The sequence below is a fragment of the Lentibacillus cibarius genome (genome assembly GCF_005887555.1).
GTDB lineage: Bacteria > Bacillota > Bacilli > Bacillales > Amphibacillaceae > Lentibacillus > Lentibacillus cibarius.
Window position 1 is genome coordinate 3154926 of sequence record NZ_VCIA01000001.1, and the last position, 18555, is coordinate 3173480.

The window sequence follows — 18555 nt, forward strand, 5'->3', positions numbered from 1 at the left end:
TGGGGCGGTGGACATCATGAAAACTTCTGATATAAATAGCGAATAAAAACGGGCTTAGTTTTCGACGCTATCAGAATCAGAAGTCCGCGAAAGTTTTCCTCCCGCTGTTAATTTAGCTTGGTGAGAGAGAACGACCTATAAAAAAATCCGAACCGATTTGACACCTTTGAGGAAGATGTTGCATCTCGTTCGGATTTTCCTTATTTTCTCTTTTAACCTGGATTCAGTTTATCAGATCATCTTGAAGTTAAGCGTCTGATTATATTCAGACTCCACCTCTGAGCGTGGTATTTTTCACCCTAGAGAACAGGCCTATTTGTTATAAGCGGCAGCATACGTATTCCAGCCACCATCGAGATTGATGGTATGAAATCCGCTTTCATCCAAAATGCGTGTTGCAATATAGCCACGCAGTCCTGCCTGACAGTACACATAAATGGTTTCGTTGGCTGGCAGTTCATCGAGCCGGTCGCGCAAATCATCGAGTGGGATGTTGATAGCGCCATCAATGTACCCTTGTTCCAATTCGTGTGGGTTACGAACATCGACCAATGTATCACCGTTTTTAGCGATAGCATCTATTTCATGCCATTGAACAGTTTGTGTCATGTCTTCTACCATATTGGTGGCAGTATAGCCAGCCATATTCACCGGGTCTTTTGCTGATGAATATGGTGGTGCGTAGGCAAGCTCCAAATCTGGCAAGTCCATAACGGTTAATCCACCTTTCATGGCAGTTGCAATGACATCGATTCGTTTGTCAACACCGTCCATACCAACAGCTTGTGCACCATAAATGTTGCCTGTTTCTTTATCAAAAATAAGCTTCAATGCGATGGACTTAGCTTCGGGATAGTACCCGGCATGGGAAGCGGGATGTACATGGACCACGTCATAAGGCACACCGAGTTTGGTTAGTGTTTTTTCATTATTGCCGGTTGCCGCTACCGTATAATCGAAAACTTTTGCAATCGACGTGCCTAGTGTACCATGGTAGGCTGCTTTTCTTCCATAAATAGCATCTGCCACAATCCGTCCTTGCCGGTTAGCCGGCCAAGCTAATGGCACCATCGTTGGCTGCCCGTTTGTATAGTCTTTTACTTCAATCGCATCACCGATGGCATATATATGCGGATCATTTGTTTGTAGTTGGTCGTTCACTTGAATGCCGCCGCGCTCGCCTATGGATAGTCCGGCATTTTTTGCTAGTTCGTTCTCAGGACGGACACCGATAGATAATAGAATCATATCTGTGTTGATCTCTAAACCATTACCTGTTATAACTTTACGTCCATGATCCTCAAAAGCTTGCACACCATCATCTAGAATTAATTGTATTCCTTTATCGATAAGGTGCTGATGAATGATGGAAGCCATTTCGTAATCAATAGGACCCATCACCTGGCTTGACATTTCAATGATTGTTACGTCTAGCCCACGATCACGCAAGTTTTCCGCCATCTCCAGTCCAATAAAACCACCACCGACTACAACAGCGTGCTTCGGATGCTGCTCATCGATGTAGGTCTTTATGCGGTCGGTGTCAGGTACGCTCCGTAAAGTAAAAAGTTCTTCAGCTTCCTGAATACCTTGGATAGGAGGTACAACCGGACGAGCGCCAGGTGATAAAATGAGCTCATCATAAGATTCTTGATACGTTTCACCTGTCTCAAGGTTGGTTACAGTGATAGATTTGGCAGATCGGTCAATCGCGGTTACTTCATTGGACGTACGGACTTGCATATTATACCGTGCAGACATACCCTCGGCGGTTTGCACAAGCAATTTATTTCGGTCCTGAATTGTTTCTCCTATATAATAAGGAAGGCCGCAATTGGCAAAAGAGATATAAGGTCCCTTTTCCAGCAAAATAATCTCAGCCTGTTCATCTAATCTTCTTAGTCTGGCTGCAGCCGTTGAACCGCCGGCCACGCCACCAACAATAATAATTTTTTTGGACATATCAACTATTCTCCTTCAAAATTTTAATTCTACCCCAGTGGGTATACGGGAATTATATGACAACCCACGGGGGTATGCAATGATTTAAATCACTTGTTGACAAAATACCACCAGGGGTATATACTAAAAGCAGTCCATTTAAAAGGAGAGACATATGATACTGGCATTCGCTTTAATACTGACGACGCTCCTTGTATTCATTTATCGCCGCTATATTCCAGTGGGGGGGATTGAAAATATGCCGTTACATTCGGTATCATGGAATCATAAAGCGGTTGTCTTTGTTGACACAAGGGATTTTCAGCTTTCATCCCGTGATCCAATCGAATGTGCATATCAACTTCCAATCCCATATTTAAAGCGGTATATTCATGAAATACCATCCGATAAACCAGTAGTCATTATCGCTTCAGACTATAAAGACAAAAACTTGGGAGCACGTTTCTTGAAAAAGAAGGGTATAAACATTATTGGTTATCACATGCTGAAAGAAGAAAGGAAGGGGGATTATGACCATGCAATATGAATCCGACGTAAAAAATCGCGTAAAACGTATTGAAGGACAAGTCAGAGGGCTCATGAAAATGATGGAAGAGGAAAAAGATTGCCGTGAGCTGGTAACACAGATGTCTGCCGTAAGAAATGCACTTGATCGTACGCTCGCATTAATCGTTAGTCAGAACTTGGAAAGATGCATCCGTGAAGAGAAAATGGATGGAGAAAGCTCGGGTGATTTGGTGAAAGAGGCAGTTGATTTACTTGTTAAAAGCAGATAAAAGGGTTGACAAAATACTCGAACTATTATAAAGTGAATATAGGTTAAGTCACAGTGTTTGTGCTAACCTTTTTTATTGCTCGTTTGTATACCCGTACAGGTATATGTATATAAGATAATAATTCCTAAACATGGAGGTGGTTCATTGTGACCGATAAAAAGAAGACTACAATCGTGTTATTCAGTGGGGACTATGATAAGGCGATGGCTGCCTATATTATAGCGAATGGGGCAGCAGCCTACGATCACGAAGTAACCATATTCCATACCTTTTGGGGGTTAAATGCATTGCGTAAGGAAAATCAGACCCCGGTTAAAAAAGGATTAATGGAAAAAATGTTTGGTAAAATGATGCCAAGGGGAACGAATCAAATGGGCCTGTCTAAAATGAATTATCTTGGCATGGGTCCGAAAATGATTAAAAAGGTGATGAAAAAGCACAATGCCATGCCACTACCGCAATTGGTTGAAATGGCCCAGGAACAGGATATCAACTTGATTGCCTGTACCATGACCATGGATCTGCTTGGACTGCAAAAAGAAGAACTGCTTGATGACATTGAATACGGTGGTGTTGCTGCTTACGTTGGGGAAGCCGAAGAGGGAAATATTAGTCTTTTTATTTAACTTTTATATACCCCTATAGGTAATTTTGTAGATGCAGTATCATTCAAAGATGTCGACATGTCACTGATATTGAAAAAGGATAAAAGGAGGCTTTCTATTATGTCGCAAAGCATGACGACAAATGAACTTGCAAGACGTGTAATCAATCGTGAGGAAACGCTTATTCTGGATGTCCGGAACACGGATGAGTTTGCTGACTGGAAGATTGAGGGTGATAGCGTTGACGTCATCAATGAGCCTTACTTTAACTTGCTTGATGGTGTTGAAACGCTTGCTGAGAAAATAAACAAAGATCAGGAAATCATCGTTGTTTGCGCAAAAGGCGGCTCCTCCAAAATGGTTGCCGAAATGATGGAGGAAGAAGGATTTACGAATGTCTATGATTTAGAAGGTGGTATGAAAGCATGGAGTGAACATCTGGAGCCTGTAAAAATTGCTGATTTGAATGACGGTGGAAGTCTTTATCAGTTTGTTCGTCTTGGCAAGGGATGCTTATCTTATATGGTTATTTCGGAAAACGAAGCAGCCGTCCTGGACGCCAACCGCATGACGAATATTTATGAACAGTTTGCTGAAAAGAAAGGCGTCACAATCAAATACACCATCGACACTCATTTGCATGCAGATCATATCTCTGGTGGACGCCAGCTCGCTATAAATATGGGCGGAACGTATCACTTACCACCGAAAGATGCCGGGGAAGTCACTTATGATTATGTCCCATTGGAAGAAGGAAAAGATATCACAGTCGGCACAACAACCGTCAAAGTCCAACCGCTTTATTCACCGGGACACACCATTGGAAGCACATCACTGCTAATTGATGATCAATATTTGTTGACAGGTGACATTCTGTTTGTTAAATCCATTGGTCGTCCGGACTTGGCCGGTAAAGCAGATGACTGGGTGGATGACTTGCGCGAGACCTTGTACCGCCGTTATAAGGAATTGTCTGGTGATTTGGTGGTATTGCCTGCACACTATTCATTTGTAGAAGAACTTAATGAGGATGGCAGTGTCCAGGCACGTCTCGGTGATTTGTATCAACACAACGAAGGCCTACAAGTAGATGAAGAGCAAGCATTCCGTACGATGGTGACAGAAAACTTGCCACCACAGCCGAATGAATATGAAAATATCCGCAAGACCAATATGGGTAAAATGAATCCGGAAGATGAAGAACAACGTGAAATGGAAATCGGGCCAAACCGGTGTGCAGTCCATGACTGAGTATAGTTATTAAAATGGAATAAAAAAACATTTGTATAAAAAATGATAGGAGGAATAACGATGGAAGCAACAAAAGTATTGGACGCAAAAGGTATAGCATGCCCTATGCCTGTTGTTAAAACTAAAAAGGCTATGGAAGCATTGAACACAGGTGACGTATTGGAAGTTCATACTACGGACAAAGGATCTAAAAGCGACCTAACCGCATGGGCTAAATCAGGTGGTCATGAACTAGTTAAGGAAGAAACAGAAGGTGAAGTTTTGAAATTCTGGATTAAAAAAGGTTAACAAAAGCGCGGCACTCGTCTTGTTATAGCGGGTGCCGGTGTTTTTCTTATGCATACCTGCTATTAGGGCTTTTCAAGGGGGGATAAGGGTATGGAGTATAGTCTTTTATTCATGATTGTTCTTTTTATTATTGGTTTTGCTGGTTCATTTATTTCCGGTATGGTTGGAATTGGCGGATCAATTGTAAAATACCCGATGCTTTTATATATACCGCCGCTCATCGGATTATCAGCTTTTAGTGCGCACGAGGTGTCCGGCATTAGTGCCATTCAGGTACTGTTTGCTACTATTGGTGGTGTCTGGGCTTATCGCAAAGGCGGTTATTTGAACAAAACACTAATCATTTATATGGGGATTAGTATCCTGGTCGGAAGTTTTATTGGTGGGTACGGATCGCGATTCATGACGGATGGCGGAGTCAATTTTGTATATGGCGTGCTGGCTAGCATTGCCGCAATTATGATGTTTATTCCTAAGAAACAGATAGATGATATTCCGCTTGATCAGGTTTCGTTTAATAAATGGCTTGCCGCCGTTCTAGCGTTTGCAACTGGAATTGGTGCCGGGATTGTCGGAGCTGCAGGAGCCTTTATTTTAGTGCCGATTATGCTGCTCGTTTTGAAGATACCGACACGCATGACGATTGCATCATCACTTGCAATCACGTTTATCTCATCCATCGGCTCCACTACCGGAAAAATCATGACAGGCCAAGTGCTGTTTATTCCTGCTGTTATCATGATTGTCGCAAGCTTAATTGCTTCCCCATTAGGAGCCAATGCGGGTAAACGGATAAACACGAAAGTATTGCAAGGAATACTAGCTGTCTTGATTTTAGGAACCGCTATTAAAATTTGGGTGGATTTCTTTTAAAAGACGGTTTGTTGGAATACAATTTGTATGAGGTGATGTCATCGTGAACAAACGATTTGATCCAAAAAACGCTGATAAATTACTAAATCAAAAACGGAAAAGAAGTTTACAACCTGAAAAAGTAATTGATTATTTACAAGTGTCCGAAGTTGATACCGTTGCAGACTTAGGTGCGGGCCCGGGTTTGTTTACCATACCTTTAGCCAAACAGACGGAAAAAGATGTATATGCTGTGGATGTTGAGCCGGAAATGCTCGAAAGACTCAAGCAACATGCAGACCAGGAAAATATAAAAAATATCAAATTGATAGAAAGTGACCTTGAACATATCCATCTTGCGGAACAATCTGTGAACCGAGTTTTAAATGCGTTTGTCATTCATGAAGTAGGAAGTATTGACCGAACGATTGATGAAATGAAACGGATTCTTACACCCGGGGGATATTTGTTGCTAATGGATTGGGAAGCAGTAGAATCGGAATCAGGCCCACCGCTTGAAATAAGAATCCCCTCAAAGGAAATGGAAAGCACACTGAAAGAACACGGGTTTAGTACGGAAATTTTCCATCCTGGTCCTGAGCACTACGCAATTAGAGCGCAAAAAGAGGAGCGTTAATCGTTTGACTGGCATATCACATCAAGTGTATCCTTTCTCCAGCGAATATTGAACTTTTCACCCAAATATTTATAATCATAACAATATCGTTTTGGCTGATAGCAAAGGTTTTTAACTGTATAATAAGAGAGTTGTAATATCACTATAACGAAATCGGGAGGAGTCACTAATGAAACAAATTGATATGAAAGAATTGGCGGAGAAAATAAGGAACAATGAAAACGTACATGTCATTGACGTACGCGAAGATGAAGAGGTGGCACAGGGTAAGATTCCCGGTGCCAAGCATATCAAGTTAGGTGAAATACCGGAACGTCTTGACGAAATGGACAAAGAAAAGCATTACTACATGGTTTGCCGTTCAGGAGGACGCAGTGGCAAAGCAAGTGAATTCCTGGAAAGTAAAGGCTATGATGTGACCAATGTTGATGGCGGAATGCTGGCCTGGGACGGCGAAGTGGAGAAATAAAAGTTTCTAGAATCCGGATCAGTTTATATCCCCATTATGACGAGAGGGGCTTGAGCCATAAACTTCAGTATGATAAGAAGTTTATGGCTTTTTTATAACAGATGACGGTGAAACATCAACGCTTTAGCCGCAGACATCAACGGATTACGGAGAAACATCACCGCTTTAGCCGCAGCCATCAACGGATGACGGTGAAACATCAACGCTTTAGCCGCAGACATCAACGGATTATGGTGAAACATCAACGCTTTAGCAGCAGACATCAACGGATTACGGAGAAACATCAACGCTTTAGAGTCAGACATCAACGGATTACGGGAAACATCAACGCTTTAGAGTCAGACATCAACGGATTACGGGAAACATCAACGCTTTAGAGTCAGACATCAACGGATTACGGAGAAACATCACCGCTTTAGCCGCAGCCATCAACGGATTACGGAGAAACATCAACGCTTTAGCCGCAGCCATCAACGGATTACGGAGAAACATCAACGCTTTAGCCGCAGACATCAACGGATTACGGAGAAACATCAACGCTTTAGCCGCAGCCATCAACGGATGACGGTGAAACATCAACGCTTTAGGGTCAGACATCAACGGATTACGGAGAAACATCAACGCTTTAGCAGCAGACATCAACGGATTACAGGAAACATCAACGCTTTAGCCACGGATATCACACATAAGCAGGGTGATTTGGCTTTTGTAGGATCTAGTTGGTCGTTAAACTGCATGAATTCTGGACATATATAATGTAAAATGGAATAGGCGTTTAGCTGCTTGAAAGAGGGATAGTAATGCTCAATAAATTGTCCATCAAAATCGGACTGCTCTTTTTCGTTTTTCTATTAATTATTGAATCATTTCTGTTTGTTTTGTTGTATACGAGCTTGGCCAATGAGCGCATCAATGAAGTGATGGACAGTCTTCTGGCACGCGGGAATACACACCGTAATGTTTTGGAAGAGAAATATGACGAGTCAACACTGGAGCATGTAAGGATGATGGAGTCAGCTTCCAGTTTTTCCGTCATTATTACGGATGCTAGTGGAGAGGTCGTTGTTCAATCCAATGAGATACATGAGGAAATGCGGGAGTTGATTGCCCGCTCCAATCAAGAAAAACTGCCTGCATCCGGCAGTGTGATTGAAGACCACTGGGAAAACAAGCCATACATTGCTACAGCAAGCCCGATTACATCAAATGGGGATAACAAAGGTAATGTTTTTATGTTTGTTGACACGGACTACGTGAAACGGATTTTGAATCAGCTCAACAAGCAGTTTGTGTTTGCCGGACTGGTTACGATAACGATGACAATTATTACCATTATTGTTCTGTCGCGACTGATCACATCACCGTTGATTAAAATGAAAGAAGCAACGGAGCATTTAAATAAAGGTAAACACAAAGTAGCTTTGACTACAGGAAGAAAAGATGAACTGGGTGAACTGGCCAAAGCAATCACCACACTATCAGAAGATCTCGATCGACTGAAACGGGAGCGGAAGGAATTTTTGGCAAGTATTTCACACGAATTACGAACACCGATCACATACATAAAAGGCTATGCCGATATTATCAGTCGGCAAAATATGACCGAAGCGGAAGTGAAAACATATACCGCCATCATTCGCGAGGAGTCAGAACATTTATCTGTTCTTATTAAAAATTTGTTCGACCTTGCCAAAATGGATCAGAACCGATTTGTTATTGAACGGGAGGACACGCTTTTATGTGAGCTGATATACACTGTTGCCGAACGAATGGAACCGCTGTTTGAAGAAGATGGTATTTTTCTAAACGTTCATTGTGCTGAGGAAAGCATGCACATCTTTGTTGATCCGGAACGCTTGCAGCAAGTATTAATTAACATTCTTGATAACGCTAAAAAACATTCCGATAAAGGTAGTGAAGTGAGTTTGGAAGCTACCGCAAAAAAGGAAGCGGTTGTTATCACGATTATTGACAGTGGAGAGGGAATCCCTGCTAAGGAATTGCCGCATGTTTTTGATCGTTTATACCGTGTTGAGAAATCCCGATCGCGTCAGAGCGGTGGTTCGGGATTGGGACTGACCATCGCTAAAGAAATTGTTGAATCTCATGGCGGACATATTGCTATAGACAGTGAACACGGGAAAGGAACCCGTGTCACGATAACCTTAGAGCGAGGTGATGACATTGCGTAACGTGTTATTAGTCGATGATGAGAAACGAATGCTGGATTTGCTCACCCTATACTTGAAACCACATAACTATACATGCCAACAAGCACGGGGAGCATATGAAGCACTAGATTATTTGGACCAGAAATCATTTGATATCGTGTTACTGGACATTATGATGCCGGACATGGACGGATGGGAGCTTTGTCAGGAAATAAGGGCTGTATCGGATGTTCCCATTATCATGGTAACCGCCCGTGATCAGAAAGAAGATGTCGTTAAAGGATTACGGCTCGGTGCAGATGATTATATTGCAAAACCTATTAATGAAGAGGAACTGCTCGCCAGGATGGAAGCGCTCCTCCGGCGGAATATGTCCGCCAATCGTGTGGAAGTTCGTGGCCTCGTCTGGGATGAAAACCGGTATGAGCTAACGTATCAAAGTAAACCGATCAAGCTGACACCGAAAGAATTTATGATGCTTGGTTATTTCTTGCAGCACCCTAATCAGGTGTTTTCCAGGGAGCGGTTGATTGAACTGATTTGGGGCTTTGATTCTAATACAGAAGGGCGGACGGTAGATTCACACGTCCGGAATATGCGGGATAAAATCAAACAAGCAGGCTTCCCGATCGAACAACACCTCCAAACGGTATGGGGTGTAGGGTATAAATGGACGAACAAATCGTAATATTAAAGGTGTCAATGGTTTGTCACAGTTTCTTGATAGATTCTCCAAACTTCTTTTGTATTCTACTAAATGAAGGGAGGAATAGACCATGAAAAAGAAGCTTGTAACGATTGCACTGGCAGTTTTCTTTGTAGCGGGTATTGGTAATGTTGTTTTCGCACATGGTGGTGCCCACGGCTTTGATCCAGGTAATGGCGTTCACAACGGCTGGAGATTTGAAGAGATGGTTCCCTTTATGAAAGATATGCATCCGAACATGAACCAAGAGCAAATGGAACAAATGTATCAGTATTGTCATGGCACGAACTAGCTTTTGATTATTTTCAACCCCCTAACAGAAAGACAGGGCTATCCTGAGCAAATAGCCCTGTCTTTCTAATAGTACGATTGTTTACGGAAATTTGTTCGAATAGAGCTACGTTCAAACGCAATCAGCTCTCACTTTGTTAAGGTGGCTTAAGTTACAATAATGTTTCTACCTCATTTTACTTTCCATCCATTGAAGCCTTTCGTTTATTTCATTCACCATTTGTCTGATTTCTTCTGTCATCTGCATATGTTCCTTCATCATTTCCATCATCTGCTGCTGCTTATCGGCAGGCATCATCATTTCCTCCCGTTTCGGCTGATAAGGATGCCCCCACATATTGGGCTGGTTATAATACAACTTAATCACTCCTCTGATAGTTTTCAAGTTAGCTTATGATTTTATTGGGATACTTGTGTAGAAATACATGGTCGCTCGCCCGGGGAATGAACGCCCGAATGCACCGTCTCGCTCGTCGAAAGGTCACTCATCGAGGGTATGAGCGCCCAAATGCGCCGTCTCGTTCGTTGAAAGGTAACTCATCAAGGTTATGAGTGCCCAAATGCAGTGCCGAGCTCGTTGAAAGGTAACTCATCAAGGGTATGAGCGCCCAAATGCGCCGTCTCGTTCGTTGAAAGGTAACTCATCAAGGTTATGAGCGCCCGAACGCGCCGTCTCGCTCGTCGAAAGGTCACTCATCAGGGTAATGAGCGCCCGAATGCGTCGTCTTGTTTGTTGAAAGGTAACTCATCAAGGTTATGAGCGCCCGAACGCAGTGCCGAGCTCGTTTAAAGGTAACTCATCAAGGGTATGAGCGCCCAAATGCGCCGTCTCGTTCGTTGAAAGGTAACTCATCAAGGTTATGAGCGCCCGAACGCGGCGTCTCGCTCGTCGAAAGGTCACTCACCACCACAAGCATTTGCAGTGGTGGAAAATATTTGATATGTTATGATTAATAGTTACCTTACTGGGGTATTGTATTAATGAAGGATCTAAGAAAGGAGTGAACCTTGTGTCGAATGATGAAAATAGCAAGCAGCAAAAACAGCATAAGCATCACAACCATGATACGCAGCATCACGAAGTAGCTACACAACACGACCACAGCAATCACGAGCACGACCACAGTCATCAAGACGAGCATCGTCACCACGACCACGGCGACGGGCACGGCCATCACAACGGGCACGACCATCACGATCATAGCGGTCACGACCACAACGGGCACGACCATCACGGTCATGGCGGCCATGACCATGGCGGTCACGACCATCATGATCACGGGGATATGATAAACGATTTCAAGAAGCGGTTTTATATATCGCTTGTCGTAACCATTCCTATCCTGATTTTATCCCCTATGCTGCAGAGTTTTGCGGGTGTGGACTGGCGTTTTCCGTTTGACCAATACATTGTGTTTGTGCTATCGACGTTTCTATTCTTCTATGGCGGATGGCCTTTTCTGACAGGCGGTATCAGTGAGTTAAAAAATAAGAACCCGGGTATGATGACCTTGATTGGTCTGGCCATTCTTGTCGCTTACGTTTACAGTTCGATGACTGTTTTCGGCTGGGAAGGCAAGGATTTCTTCTGGGAACTAGCTACATTAATTGATATTATGCTGCTCGGCCACTGGATTGAAATGAAATCGGTGATGGGTGCGTCGAATGCACTGGAAGAACTGGTTAAGCTGATGCCGAATGAAGCGCACAAACTCGATGAAAATGGGGAAGTGACCGACGTTCCGACATCAGAATTACAACAAGGTGATCATGTACTGATCAAACCGGGTGAAAAAATACCGGTCGATGGTACCATTTATGAGGGCAAGTCAGCTATTGACGAGTCCATGCTTACTGGTGAATCCGTACCGATTGAAAAAGAAAAAGACGATGAAGTGATTGGCGGATCGGTCAATAAAGAAGGGTCAATCAAAATAGCTGTAGAGAAAACGGGTGAGGATTCTTATCTGTCCCAGGTCGTTACGATGGTCAAGGAGGCACAGGAATCCAAGTCCAAAACACAGGACCTGACGAATCGTGCCGCCAAATGGCTGTTTTATCTCGCGCTTGCATCCGGGTTTATCACTTTATTTATCTGGCTTGCACTCGGCTATGCCTTTGATGTCGCCCTGGAACGTATGGTTACGGTTATGGTTATTACCTGTCCGCACGCGCTTGGATTGGCGGCACCATTGGTTGTGGCCGTATCCACTTCCTTATCGGCAAAGCGCGGTCTGTTAATTCGCAACCGAGCGAACTTTGAAGGTGCACGCAATCTGAATGCGGTCGTTTTTGATAAAACAGGCACACTGACGCAAGGCGAATTTGGTGTGACGGAATTAATCCCGAATGGCGATTATGAAAAAGACGAGGTTCTTGTATGGGCAGCCAGCTTGGAGCAGAACTCCGAGCATCCGATTGCATCAGGCATTGTCAGCTCGGCAACGGAGCAAGGTCTCGAACTGAAAACAATCGAGACCTTCGAATCCATTACCGGGAAAGGAATTGAAGGTACTATTGACGGGCGGAAAGTGAATGTCGTTAGTCCCGGTTATGTACAGAATAATGACATGACCTATGACCAGAAAACATTTGAACAGCTATCCGAAGAAGGGAAAACTGTCGTGTTTGTACTGCTCGATGATGAACTAATCGGCATGATAGCTCTGGCTGACATGGTTCGGGACACGGCGAAAGAAGCAATCGCATCCCTTAAGAAAAAGGGTGTCGAAACCATTATGCTAACCGGGGACAATAAAAAGGTGGCCGATTGGGTCGCTGGCCAACTCGGTATTGATGAGGTTTACGCGGAAGTGCTTCCCGATGATAAAGCGAACCAGGTGAAGACAATTAAAGGAAAGGGTTGGAAGGTTGCTATGACAGGAGACGGTGTCAATGACGCACCGGCACTCGCAACCGCTGACTTGGGAATTGCGATTGGCGCCGGCACAGACGTCGCCATGGAATCTGCTGACGTGGTCTTGGTCAAAAGCAATCCGAATGACGTGGTATCGTTGATGGAGCTGTCTCGAAAAACATACCGTAAAATGATTCAGAACCTATGGTGGGCAGCTGGTTATAACATTGTTGCCATTCCACTTGCTGCAGGTGTATTGGCGCCAATCGGCATTGTGCTCAGCCCTGCTGTCGGAGCAGTGTTAATGAGCTTGAGTACAATTATTGTTGCCATTAACGCTAAATTATTGAAAGCATAACGAAAAGCATGCCCTGAAAGATATCTATCTTTCAGGGCATCTTTTTTGTTTGCAAAGGGAATGGTTAAATGAAGGAAAAAACTTTAAAACATGTACAAATGCATCATTTCTCGATATTTTTCATGTATACTACCATTATAAACAATGAAAAAAGGTGATTTTATGCATATGATGGGGTATGGATCGTATTGGCCGATGATTATGATGGCGATTATATGGATAGGGTTAATTGTTGTGGCGGTCGTCCTGATTGCAAATTTCGTCAACGGCGGCCGTAAACAACGCCCCTTAGAGATTGCCAAAGAACGCCTGGCAAAAGGGGAAATATCAGAAGAGGAATATGACAGGCTAAAACAGAAGCTGAAAGACAAGCAGTAACAAGTGATGGTACAATGTTCAAAATGAGAAATTCGGTGATGTTCTCCTGCATAATATGGTCCAATCCAGACAAGCTAATCAGGACTAACCAATGAAAGGGGACCAAACATGGGGGTATTATCGGCATCACCAACCACTATGGATACTTGTATTGAGGCATGTCTTAAATGTATGCGGGCTTGTGAGGAATGTACAACCGCATGCTTGCAAGAATCGGATGTTCAAGCACGCGTGCGTTGTATTCAGACATTGAATGACTGTGCAGAGATATGTGCGCAGGCAGCGCAATATATGTCCCGGAATAGCTCGTTTGCAGCACAGTTGTGTGGCGTATGCGCAACCATATGTGAGCAATGCGCAACAGAATGTGAAAAGATGCAGGATAGCCATTGCCAGGAGTGTGCAGCTATATGCCGGCAATGTGCAGAAGCGTGTCGTCAAATGGCTGGCTAATATAAAAACATGCGTCCGGAAGTGTGATTACTTACCGGACGCATGTTTTTAATCATGCCTTATCTGTTAATTCCACGGCAACTTTACCATCTTCATTTCGTGATAGCTGAACGGTTTCGCCGGAGCTGAGGCAGCGGTTGTTTTGGCGTCTTTTACAAAAGTCAGGCCTAGCCGCGCCTTATTGTGAGTCCCGAAGCTCCGACGTTTCAATAAAAATCAAGAAGCTATCCTACCAGAACAGCTTCTTGATCGCGGGTATTATTCAACAACCAATGTTGACTTCATGTCAGCGTGTCCTTGACCACAAGGAACACTGCAGTAAATGGTATATTCGCCTGGTTCTTCAGGTGTAAATGTTGCTTCTCCTTCACCTTCAATATTCACATCGAATTCATCAATGCCAATTCCGTGCATGCCTTCTTCATTGGTCAGTGATACGGTTACTTCTTCGCCGGCAGGTACTGTATATTCATCTTTATCAAATGAAAAGTTGGTTGCTGTTACATCCATTGTGCTTCCGGCTGTTTCAGCTGCATCGCCGCCATCGTTTCCTGTTTCGTCGGACCCATTGCTGTCGTTACTGTCACCACCGCCGCAAGCTGCTAGAAACAGTGCCAGTCCGAGAACAAGCATTGCTAATAAACCTTTTTTCATAATAGCCCTCCTCGACTAATAAGTTCTTTTATTTTTTACATTTTCCATAGTAGGAACAGTTTGTGCAGATTTTATCGAGAAACAATGGCGACTCTTTGAACAATTTTGTTAGAAAAATAAGAAAATTCAGCAATATAACTTTTACTTGTAAGGTAAGTCCATTCCGGTCATGGAAGGAATCAATGGTCGGTAATGTGTTACATAAATGATAATGATTAGGACTTGTATGGTAACAAGTCCAATGATAAACAGCAATGGAACTGACATTATTTCAACTCCTATCATAAGTTGTCCTATACCACTATATGTACTGTGTTGTTGATTATGCTGTACCGATAGGGGGTATAGAAGGTTTGATACTTAATTGTTCCTAAAGTAAGTTTTATCTATTGACAAATGATACATAAGGGGGGTACCCTATAATTAGAACAAAAAAGGAGTGAGGCAGTTGGGTGAATACATGCATGATCATCCGGTGACGCCCCGGACAAAAGATGAAAAAGATGCCGTCGTCAATCGCTTGAAGCGGATTGAAGGACAGGTACGGGGTATTCAAAAAATGGTGGAAGAAGATCGTTATTGTGTGGATATCCTAGTGCAAATCAGTGCTATCAATGCTGCCTTGAAAAAAGTCGGGTTTTCCGTGGCCGAGCGCCATACGAAGCATTGTGTCAGCGATGCAGTGCAATCCGGCAAGGGTCATGAAGCGATTGATGAACTGATGGAAGTTCTAAAGCAGTTTTCCAAATAGGAGGGATAGTGATGAGTGAATCGGAACACACGACACTTGGTGTAACAGGGATGACCTGTGCAGCGTGCTCGAATCGGGTTGAAAAAGTATTAAATAAAATGGACGGTGTGGAAGCGAAAGTTAACTTAACGACAGAAAAAGCATCTGTTGACTATGATCCTTCTGCCGTTTCCGTTGATGATATATCCGCTAGAATTGAAAAGTTGGGTTATGGGGTTGAGATGGAAAAGGCGGAATTAGATATCACTGGCATGACCTGTGCCGCCTGCTCGAACCGGATTGAAAAAGTGCTGAATAAACAAAACGGTGTAAAAGTAGCCAGTGTGAATCTGGCCACCGAAAGTGCGTCTGTCGAGTACAATCCGGGACTGATGGAAGAAACTGATATTATTAATCGAATTAAAAAACTCGGCTATGGCGCGAAAGTGAAAACAGAAGAAGAAAATCAACAAAGTGCGAAAGAAAAGCAGTTAACACGAATGAAAACGAAATTGATTACATCTGCTGTGCTGGCTGCACCGCTTCTCTTAACGATGCTCGTTCATTTGTTTGATGTTAGTCTGCCGTCCATTCTGTTGAATCCGTGGTTCCAGTTTGTGCTGGCAACACCGGTTCAATTCATTATTGGTTGGCAATTCTATGTTGGTGCTTATAAAAACTTACGTAATGGTGGGGCTAACATGGATGTGCTCGTTGCCCTTGGAACAAGTGCCGCCTACTTTTACAGCCTGTATGAAGCGCTGAAAACTATTGGCAACCCGGCATATGAACCCCATCTCTACTTTGAGACGAGTGCAATTTTAATCACGTTGATCCTTTTTGGCAAATATCTGGAAACCGCGGCAAAAAGCAAAACAACAGCCGCATTATCGAAATTGCTAGATTTGCAGGCTAAACAGGCACGCGTGATTCGTAACGAAGAAGAAGTGATGATTCCAGTGGAAGATGTGGCCGTTGGGGACCGTCTGCGTGTCAAACCAGGTGAAAAATTCCCGGTTGACGGCACGGTCGTTAAGGGCAAAACATCGGTTGATGAGTCGATGATTACCGGTGAATCCATTCCTGTAGAAAAAGAAGTTCAGTCGGGTGTCATTGGTTCTACGATGAACAAAAATGGCACGGTGGAAATGGAAGCTACCAAAGTCGGCAAAGATACCGCACTCGCTTCAATTGTGAAAGTTGTGGAAGATGCGCAAGGGTCTAAGGCACCCATCCAGCGCATGGCCGATGTTATTTCCGGTTATTTCGTCCCGATTGTCGTTGGTATCGCCGTGGTCACATTTGGCATTTGGATTGCCTTCGTTTCGCCAGGTGCGTTTGAGCCAGCGCTGGTCGCCGCGATTGCCGTCTTAGTGATCGCTTGTCCATGTGCACTCGGACTCGCTACACCGACGTCAATTATGGTCGGAACAGGCAAATCCGCAGAAACCGGTATCCTTTTCAAAGGAGGTGAGCATTTAGAGCGTACCCATCAGTTAGATGCAATTATTATGGATAAAACCGGCACAATTACAAAAGGTAAGCCCGAAGTAACCGACTTCACCGGTGACACAGACACATTAAGGCTGTTGGCAAGCGCTGAAAAAGGATCTGAACACCCACTTGCTGAAGCTATTGTTGCATATGCTACGGAACAAGACGTAGAAATGACTGAAGCTGAAGCATTTGAAGCCGTACCCGGTCAAGGTATTAAGGCTGCGATTGCCGGTAAAGAAGTTCTTGTCGGAAATCGCAAACTGATGAATGAACATGATGTGCATGTTGATGCCGATGCGGATATGGAAGGCTTGGAAGCAGACGGAAAAACGGCCATGCTGATTGCAGTTAATGGCGAACATCGCGGCATTGTCGCAGTGGCCGATACGGTCAAAGATACGGCAAGTGAAGCCATTAAACAGCTGCATGATCAAGGTCTGGAAGTAGTGATGCTGACCGGTGACAACGAACGGACCGCACAAGCCATCGCGCGTCAAGTAGGCATCGATCAGGTGATTGCACAAGTGTTACCGGAAGAAAAAGCGGATAAAGTAAAAGAAGTCCAAATGCAGGATAAGAAGGTCGCTATGGTTGGCGACGGTATTAATGACGCACCTGCATTGGCTGTAGCTGATATCGGCATTGCTATCGGAACAGGTACAGAAGTCGCAATTGAAGCGGCCGACGTTACCATTCTGGGTGGCGAACTATTGCTCATTCCAAAAGCGATCAAAGCCAGTAAAGCAACGATCAGAAATATCCGTCAAAATCTGTTCTGGGCATTCGCTTACAACTCAGCAGGGATTCCGATTGCCGCAGCCGGATTGTTAGCACCATGGATTGCCGGAGGTGCAATGGCACTAAGTTCAGTAAGTGTGGTGTCGAACGCCCTTCGATTGAAGCGGGTGAAACTATAATGGTAAACTTGTCTCAAGGGACATGTTAAGCTACAAAAATGATTCGATATTGTCGGTAGAAAGGAAAACCGATAAATATATGAAAAAGGGGAGATAGATGATGCAAACAACGTTGAATGTCCAAGGGATGACATGCGGTCATTGTGAAAGTGCAGTAAAAGGTGCGCTGGAAGGTCTGGAAGGCGTACAGACTGTTGAAGTTGATCTTGACTCAGGCAAGGTAGATGTCACGTATGATGACGCAGCAGTAACCATTGCTGCTATGCGTGAAGCTGTAGAAGATCAAGGCTACGATGTCGTTGCTTAATAAAAAGGGAAAACCGGCTCTTCTTATGGGGGAGCCGGTTTTTTGTGTCAAATTCTAGTTCGATAACTTTAAAAATCTTGATATAATTATATTGTAAGCAGATTTCTTATTCCGCAATGGGAACCATTTAACGGAATAAGAAAAGGGGGATTACAATGCAAAATAAACTACGAAAGTCTGCAACAGACAAGGCTATATCTGGGGTCTGTGGTGGTATTGCTGAATATTTCGGTATATCATCTCTTGGAGTAAGAATACTTTTCATTATTTTACCAGCTAATCTGCTTATTTATATAATTCTTGCAAATACAATTCCCGATAGTCCGCCGTCATTGTAGTGATGTGTATTACATTAAACGGGCGCGATTCTTGAATAACTGTACAGACTAATCCATA

24 protein-coding genes are annotated in these 18555 nt (G+C 43.7%); 18 read left to right on the top strand and 6 right to left on the bottom strand.

The window, feature by feature from the left end:
- Positions 1-312: 312 nt before the first annotated feature.
- Entirely contained in the window at positions 313-1962 is a 1650-nt protein-coding gene (locus FFL34_RS15430; RefSeq protein ID WP_138604216.1) for a CoA-disulfide reductase, read from the bottom strand.
- 154 nt (positions 1963-2116) lie between these two features.
- On the opposite strand from FFL34_RS15430, the gene FFL34_RS15435 reads away from it, so the two are divergent.
- From FFL34_RS15435 to FFL34_RS15470, 8 genes are all read left to right on the top strand, one after another.
- Positions 2117-2488, top strand: coding sequence for a hypothetical protein (locus tag FFL34_RS15435; protein WP_138604217.1), 372 nt, complete (start codon positions 2117-2119; stop codon positions 2486-2488).
- Positions 2478-2738, top strand: a complete 261-nt coding sequence (locus tag FFL34_RS15440; RefSeq protein ID WP_138604218.1) for a metal-sensitive transcriptional regulator — start codon at positions 2478-2480, stop codon at positions 2736-2738. Before FFL34_RS15435 ends, FFL34_RS15440 begins: the two co-directional genes overlap by 11 nt.
- Before the next feature lie 146 nt (positions 2739-2884).
- Positions 2885-3364 carry a DsrE/DsrF/DrsH-like family protein gene (locus FFL34_RS15445; RefSeq protein WP_138604219.1) on the top strand — a complete coding sequence of 160 codons (480 nt, stop codon included), beginning with the start codon at positions 2885-2887 and terminating at the stop codon, positions 3362-3364.
- Between the two features lie 99 nt (positions 3365-3463).
- Positions 3464-4594 (top strand): MBL fold metallo-hydrolase, encoded by a 1131-nt coding sequence (locus FFL34_RS15450; RefSeq protein WP_138604220.1) that lies wholly within the window; start codon positions 3464-3466, stop codon positions 4592-4594.
- A 60-nt stretch (positions 4595-4654) separates the two neighbouring features.
- Positions 4655-4882 carry a sulfurtransferase TusA family protein gene (locus FFL34_RS15455; protein WP_138604221.1) on the top strand — a complete coding sequence of 76 codons (228 nt, stop codon included), beginning with the start codon at positions 4655-4657 and terminating at the stop codon, positions 4880-4882.
- Positions 4883-4972: 90 nt separating this feature from the next.
- On the top strand, positions 4973-5755 hold the full coding sequence (locus tag FFL34_RS15460) for a sulfite exporter TauE/SafE family protein (protein WP_138604222.1): 783 nt from the start codon (positions 4973-4975) through the stop codon (positions 5753-5755).
- Positions 5756-5798: 43 nt separating this feature from the next.
- The gene (locus tag FFL34_RS15465; protein WP_234031523.1) at positions 5799-6371 is read left to right on the top strand and encodes a class I SAM-dependent methyltransferase; all 573 of its coding nucleotides are present in this window, start codon (positions 5799-5801) and stop codon (positions 6369-6371) included.
- A gap of 169 nt (positions 6372-6540) precedes the next feature.
- Positions 6541-6840 carry a rhodanese-like domain-containing protein gene (locus tag FFL34_RS15470; protein WP_138604224.1) on the top strand — a complete coding sequence of 100 codons (300 nt, stop codon included), beginning with the start codon at positions 6541-6543 and terminating at the stop codon, positions 6838-6840.
- Between the two features lie 92 nt (positions 6841-6932).
- Here FFL34_RS15470 and FFL34_RS15475 read toward each other — a convergent pair whose 3' ends face one another.
- Both FFL34_RS15475 and FFL34_RS15480 read right to left on the bottom strand, forming a co-directional pair.
- Entirely contained in the window at positions 6933-7145 is a 213-nt protein-coding gene (locus tag FFL34_RS15475) for a hypothetical protein (RefSeq protein ID WP_138604225.1), read from the bottom strand.
- Positions 7146-7185: 40 nt separating this feature from the next.
- Positions 7186-7479 carry a hypothetical protein gene (locus FFL34_RS15480; protein ID WP_138604226.1) on the bottom strand — a complete coding sequence of 98 codons (294 nt, stop codon included), beginning with the start codon at positions 7477-7479 and terminating at the stop codon, positions 7186-7188.
- Positions 7480-7640: 161 nt separating this feature from the next.
- Between FFL34_RS15480 and FFL34_RS15485 the strand changes: the two genes are divergently transcribed.
- The 3 genes from FFL34_RS15485 to FFL34_RS15495 all read left to right on the top strand — a co-directional run bounded on the left by FFL34_RS15485 (position 7641) and on the right by FFL34_RS15495 (position 10009).
- A complete protein-coding gene (locus FFL34_RS15485; protein WP_138604227.1) occupies positions 7641-9032 on the top strand; it encodes a HAMP domain-containing sensor histidine kinase in 1392 nt (463 codons plus the stop codon).
- Positions 9019-9699: a response regulator transcription factor gene (locus tag FFL34_RS15490; RefSeq protein WP_138604228.1), complete on the top strand. Its 681-nt coding sequence runs from the start codon at positions 9019-9021 to the stop codon at positions 9697-9699. Before FFL34_RS15485 ends, FFL34_RS15490 begins: the two co-directional genes overlap by 14 nt.
- 88 nt (positions 9700-9787) lie before the next feature.
- Complete coding sequence (locus FFL34_RS15495; RefSeq protein WP_138604229.1) at positions 9788-10009, top strand: FAD/FMN-containing dehydrogenase; 222 nt, start codon at positions 9788-9790, stop codon at positions 10007-10009.
- 165 nt (positions 10010-10174) lie between these two features.
- Here the strand turns inward: FFL34_RS15495 and FFL34_RS15500 are convergent, their stop codons facing one another.
- Entirely contained in the window at positions 10175-10366 is a 192-nt protein-coding gene (locus FFL34_RS15500) for a DUF342 domain-containing protein (RefSeq protein ID WP_138604230.1), read from the bottom strand.
- A gap of 1000 nt (positions 10367-11366) precedes the next feature.
- On the opposite strand from FFL34_RS15500, the gene FFL34_RS15505 reads away from it, so the two are divergent.
- From FFL34_RS15505 to FFL34_RS19070, 3 genes are all read left to right on the top strand, one after another.
- Entirely contained in the window at positions 11367-13223 is a 1857-nt protein-coding gene (locus FFL34_RS15505; RefSeq protein WP_234031576.1) for a copper-translocating P-type ATPase, read from the top strand.
- Between the two features lie 168 nt (positions 13224-13391).
- Complete coding sequence (locus tag FFL34_RS15510) at positions 13392-13601, top strand: SHOCT domain-containing protein (RefSeq protein ID WP_234031524.1); 210 nt, start codon at positions 13392-13394, stop codon at positions 13599-13601.
- 375 nt (positions 13602-13976) lie between these two features.
- Positions 13977-14054, top strand: a complete 78-nt coding sequence (locus FFL34_RS19070) for a four-helix bundle copper-binding protein (protein ID WP_411712880.1) — start codon at positions 13977-13979, stop codon at positions 14052-14054.
- A gap of 258 nt (positions 14055-14312) precedes the next feature.
- Here the strand turns inward: FFL34_RS19070 and FFL34_RS15520 are convergent, their stop codons facing one another.
- The gene (locus FFL34_RS15520; RefSeq protein ID WP_138604234.1) at positions 14313-14708 is read right to left on the bottom strand and encodes a cupredoxin domain-containing protein; all 396 of its coding nucleotides are present in this window, start codon (positions 14706-14708) and stop codon (positions 14313-14315) included.
- A 141-nt stretch (positions 14709-14849) separates the two neighbouring features.
- Positions 14850-14975, bottom strand: a complete 126-nt coding sequence (locus tag FFL34_RS18850) for a hypothetical protein (RefSeq protein WP_267900373.1) — start codon at positions 14973-14975, stop codon at positions 14850-14852.
- 193 nt (positions 14976-15168) lie between these two features.
- Here FFL34_RS18850 and FFL34_RS15525 point away from each other — a divergent pair, with 193 nt between their 5' ends.
- The 4 genes from FFL34_RS15525 to FFL34_RS15540 all read left to right on the top strand — a co-directional run bounded on the left by FFL34_RS15525 (position 15169) and on the right by FFL34_RS15540 (position 18497).
- Positions 15169-15459, top strand: a complete 291-nt coding sequence (locus FFL34_RS15525; RefSeq protein ID WP_171046445.1) for a metal-sensing transcriptional repressor — start codon at positions 15169-15171, stop codon at positions 15457-15459.
- A gap of 11 nt (positions 15460-15470) precedes the next feature.
- Positions 15471-17852: a heavy metal translocating P-type ATPase gene (locus tag FFL34_RS15530; protein ID WP_138604236.1), complete on the top strand. Its 2382-nt coding sequence runs from the start codon at positions 15471-15473 to the stop codon at positions 17850-17852.
- Between the two features lie 100 nt (positions 17853-17952).
- Positions 17953-18159 (top strand): copper chaperone CopZ, encoded by a 207-nt coding sequence (copZ, locus tag FFL34_RS15535; protein WP_138604237.1) that lies wholly within the window; start codon positions 17953-17955, stop codon positions 18157-18159.
- Between the two features lie 155 nt (positions 18160-18314).
- A complete protein-coding gene (locus FFL34_RS15540; protein WP_138604238.1) occupies positions 18315-18497 on the top strand; it encodes a PspC domain-containing protein in 183 nt (60 codons plus the stop codon).
- Positions 18498-18555: the final 58 nt, after the last annotated feature.

Coding starts and splice junctions, on each gene's coding strand:
- FFL34_RS15430 (WP_138604216.1), bottom strand. CDS start 1,962: ATGTCCAAAAAAATTATTATTGTTGGTGGCGTGGCCGGCGGTTCAACG.
- FFL34_RS15435 (WP_138604217.1), top strand. CDS start 2,117: ATGATACTGGCATTCGCTTTAATACTGACGACGCTCCTTGTATTCATT.
- FFL34_RS15440 (WP_138604218.1), top strand. CDS start 2,478: ATGCAATATGAATCCGACGTAAAAAATCGCGTAAAACGTATTGAAGGA.
- FFL34_RS15450 (WP_138604220.1), top strand. CDS start 3,464: ATGTCGCAAAGCATGACGACAAATGAACTTGCAAGACGTGTAATCAAT.
- FFL34_RS15455 (WP_138604221.1), top strand. CDS start 4,655: ATGGAAGCAACAAAAGTATTGGACGCAAAAGGTATAGCATGCCCTATG.
- FFL34_RS15460 (WP_138604222.1), top strand. CDS start 4,973: ATGGAGTATAGTCTTTTATTCATGATTGTTCTTTTTATTATTGGTTTT.
- FFL34_RS15470 (WP_138604224.1), top strand. CDS start 6,541: ATGAAACAAATTGATATGAAAGAATTGGCGGAGAAAATAAGGAACAAT.
- FFL34_RS15475 (WP_138604225.1), bottom strand. CDS start 7,145: ATGTCTGACTCTAAAGCGTTGATGTTTCTCCGTAATCCGTTGATGTCT.
- FFL34_RS15480 (WP_138604226.1), bottom strand. CDS start 7,479: ATGTCTGCTGCTAAAGCGTTGATGTTTCTCCGTAATCCGTTGATGTCT.
- FFL34_RS15485 (WP_138604227.1), top strand. CDS start 7,641: ATGCTCAATAAATTGTCCATCAAAATCGGACTGCTCTTTTTCGTTTTT.
- FFL34_RS15490 (WP_138604228.1), top strand. CDS start 9,019: ATGACATTGCGTAACGTGTTATTAGTCGATGATGAGAAACGAATGCTG.
- FFL34_RS15495 (WP_138604229.1), top strand. CDS start 9,788: ATGAAAAAGAAGCTTGTAACGATTGCACTGGCAGTTTTCTTTGTAGCG.
- FFL34_RS15505 (WP_234031576.1), top strand. CDS start 11,367: ATGCTGCAGAGTTTTGCGGGTGTGGACTGGCGTTTTCCGTTTGACCAA.
- FFL34_RS15510 (WP_234031524.1), top strand. CDS start 13,392: ATGATGGGGTATGGATCGTATTGGCCGATGATTATGATGGCGATTATA.
- FFL34_RS19070 (WP_411712880.1), top strand. CDS start 13,977: ATGCAGGATAGCCATTGCCAGGAGTGTGCAGCTATATGCCGGCAATGT.
- FFL34_RS15520 (WP_138604234.1), bottom strand. CDS start 14,708: ATGAAAAAAGGTTTATTAGCAATGCTTGTTCTCGGACTGGCACTGTTT.
- FFL34_RS18850 (WP_267900373.1), bottom strand. CDS start 14,975: ATGTCAGTTCCATTGCTGTTTATCATTGGACTTGTTACCATACAAGTC.
- FFL34_RS15525 (WP_171046445.1), top strand. CDS start 15,169: ATGCATGATCATCCGGTGACGCCCCGGACAAAAGATGAAAAAGATGCC.
- FFL34_RS15530 (WP_138604236.1), top strand. CDS start 15,471: ATGAGTGAATCGGAACACACGACACTTGGTGTAACAGGGATGACCTGT.
- copZ (WP_138604237.1), top strand. CDS start 17,953: ATGCAAACAACGTTGAATGTCCAAGGGATGACATGCGGTCATTGTGAA.
- FFL34_RS15540 (WP_138604238.1), top strand. CDS start 18,315: ATGCAAAATAAACTACGAAAGTCTGCAACAGACAAGGCTATATCTGGG.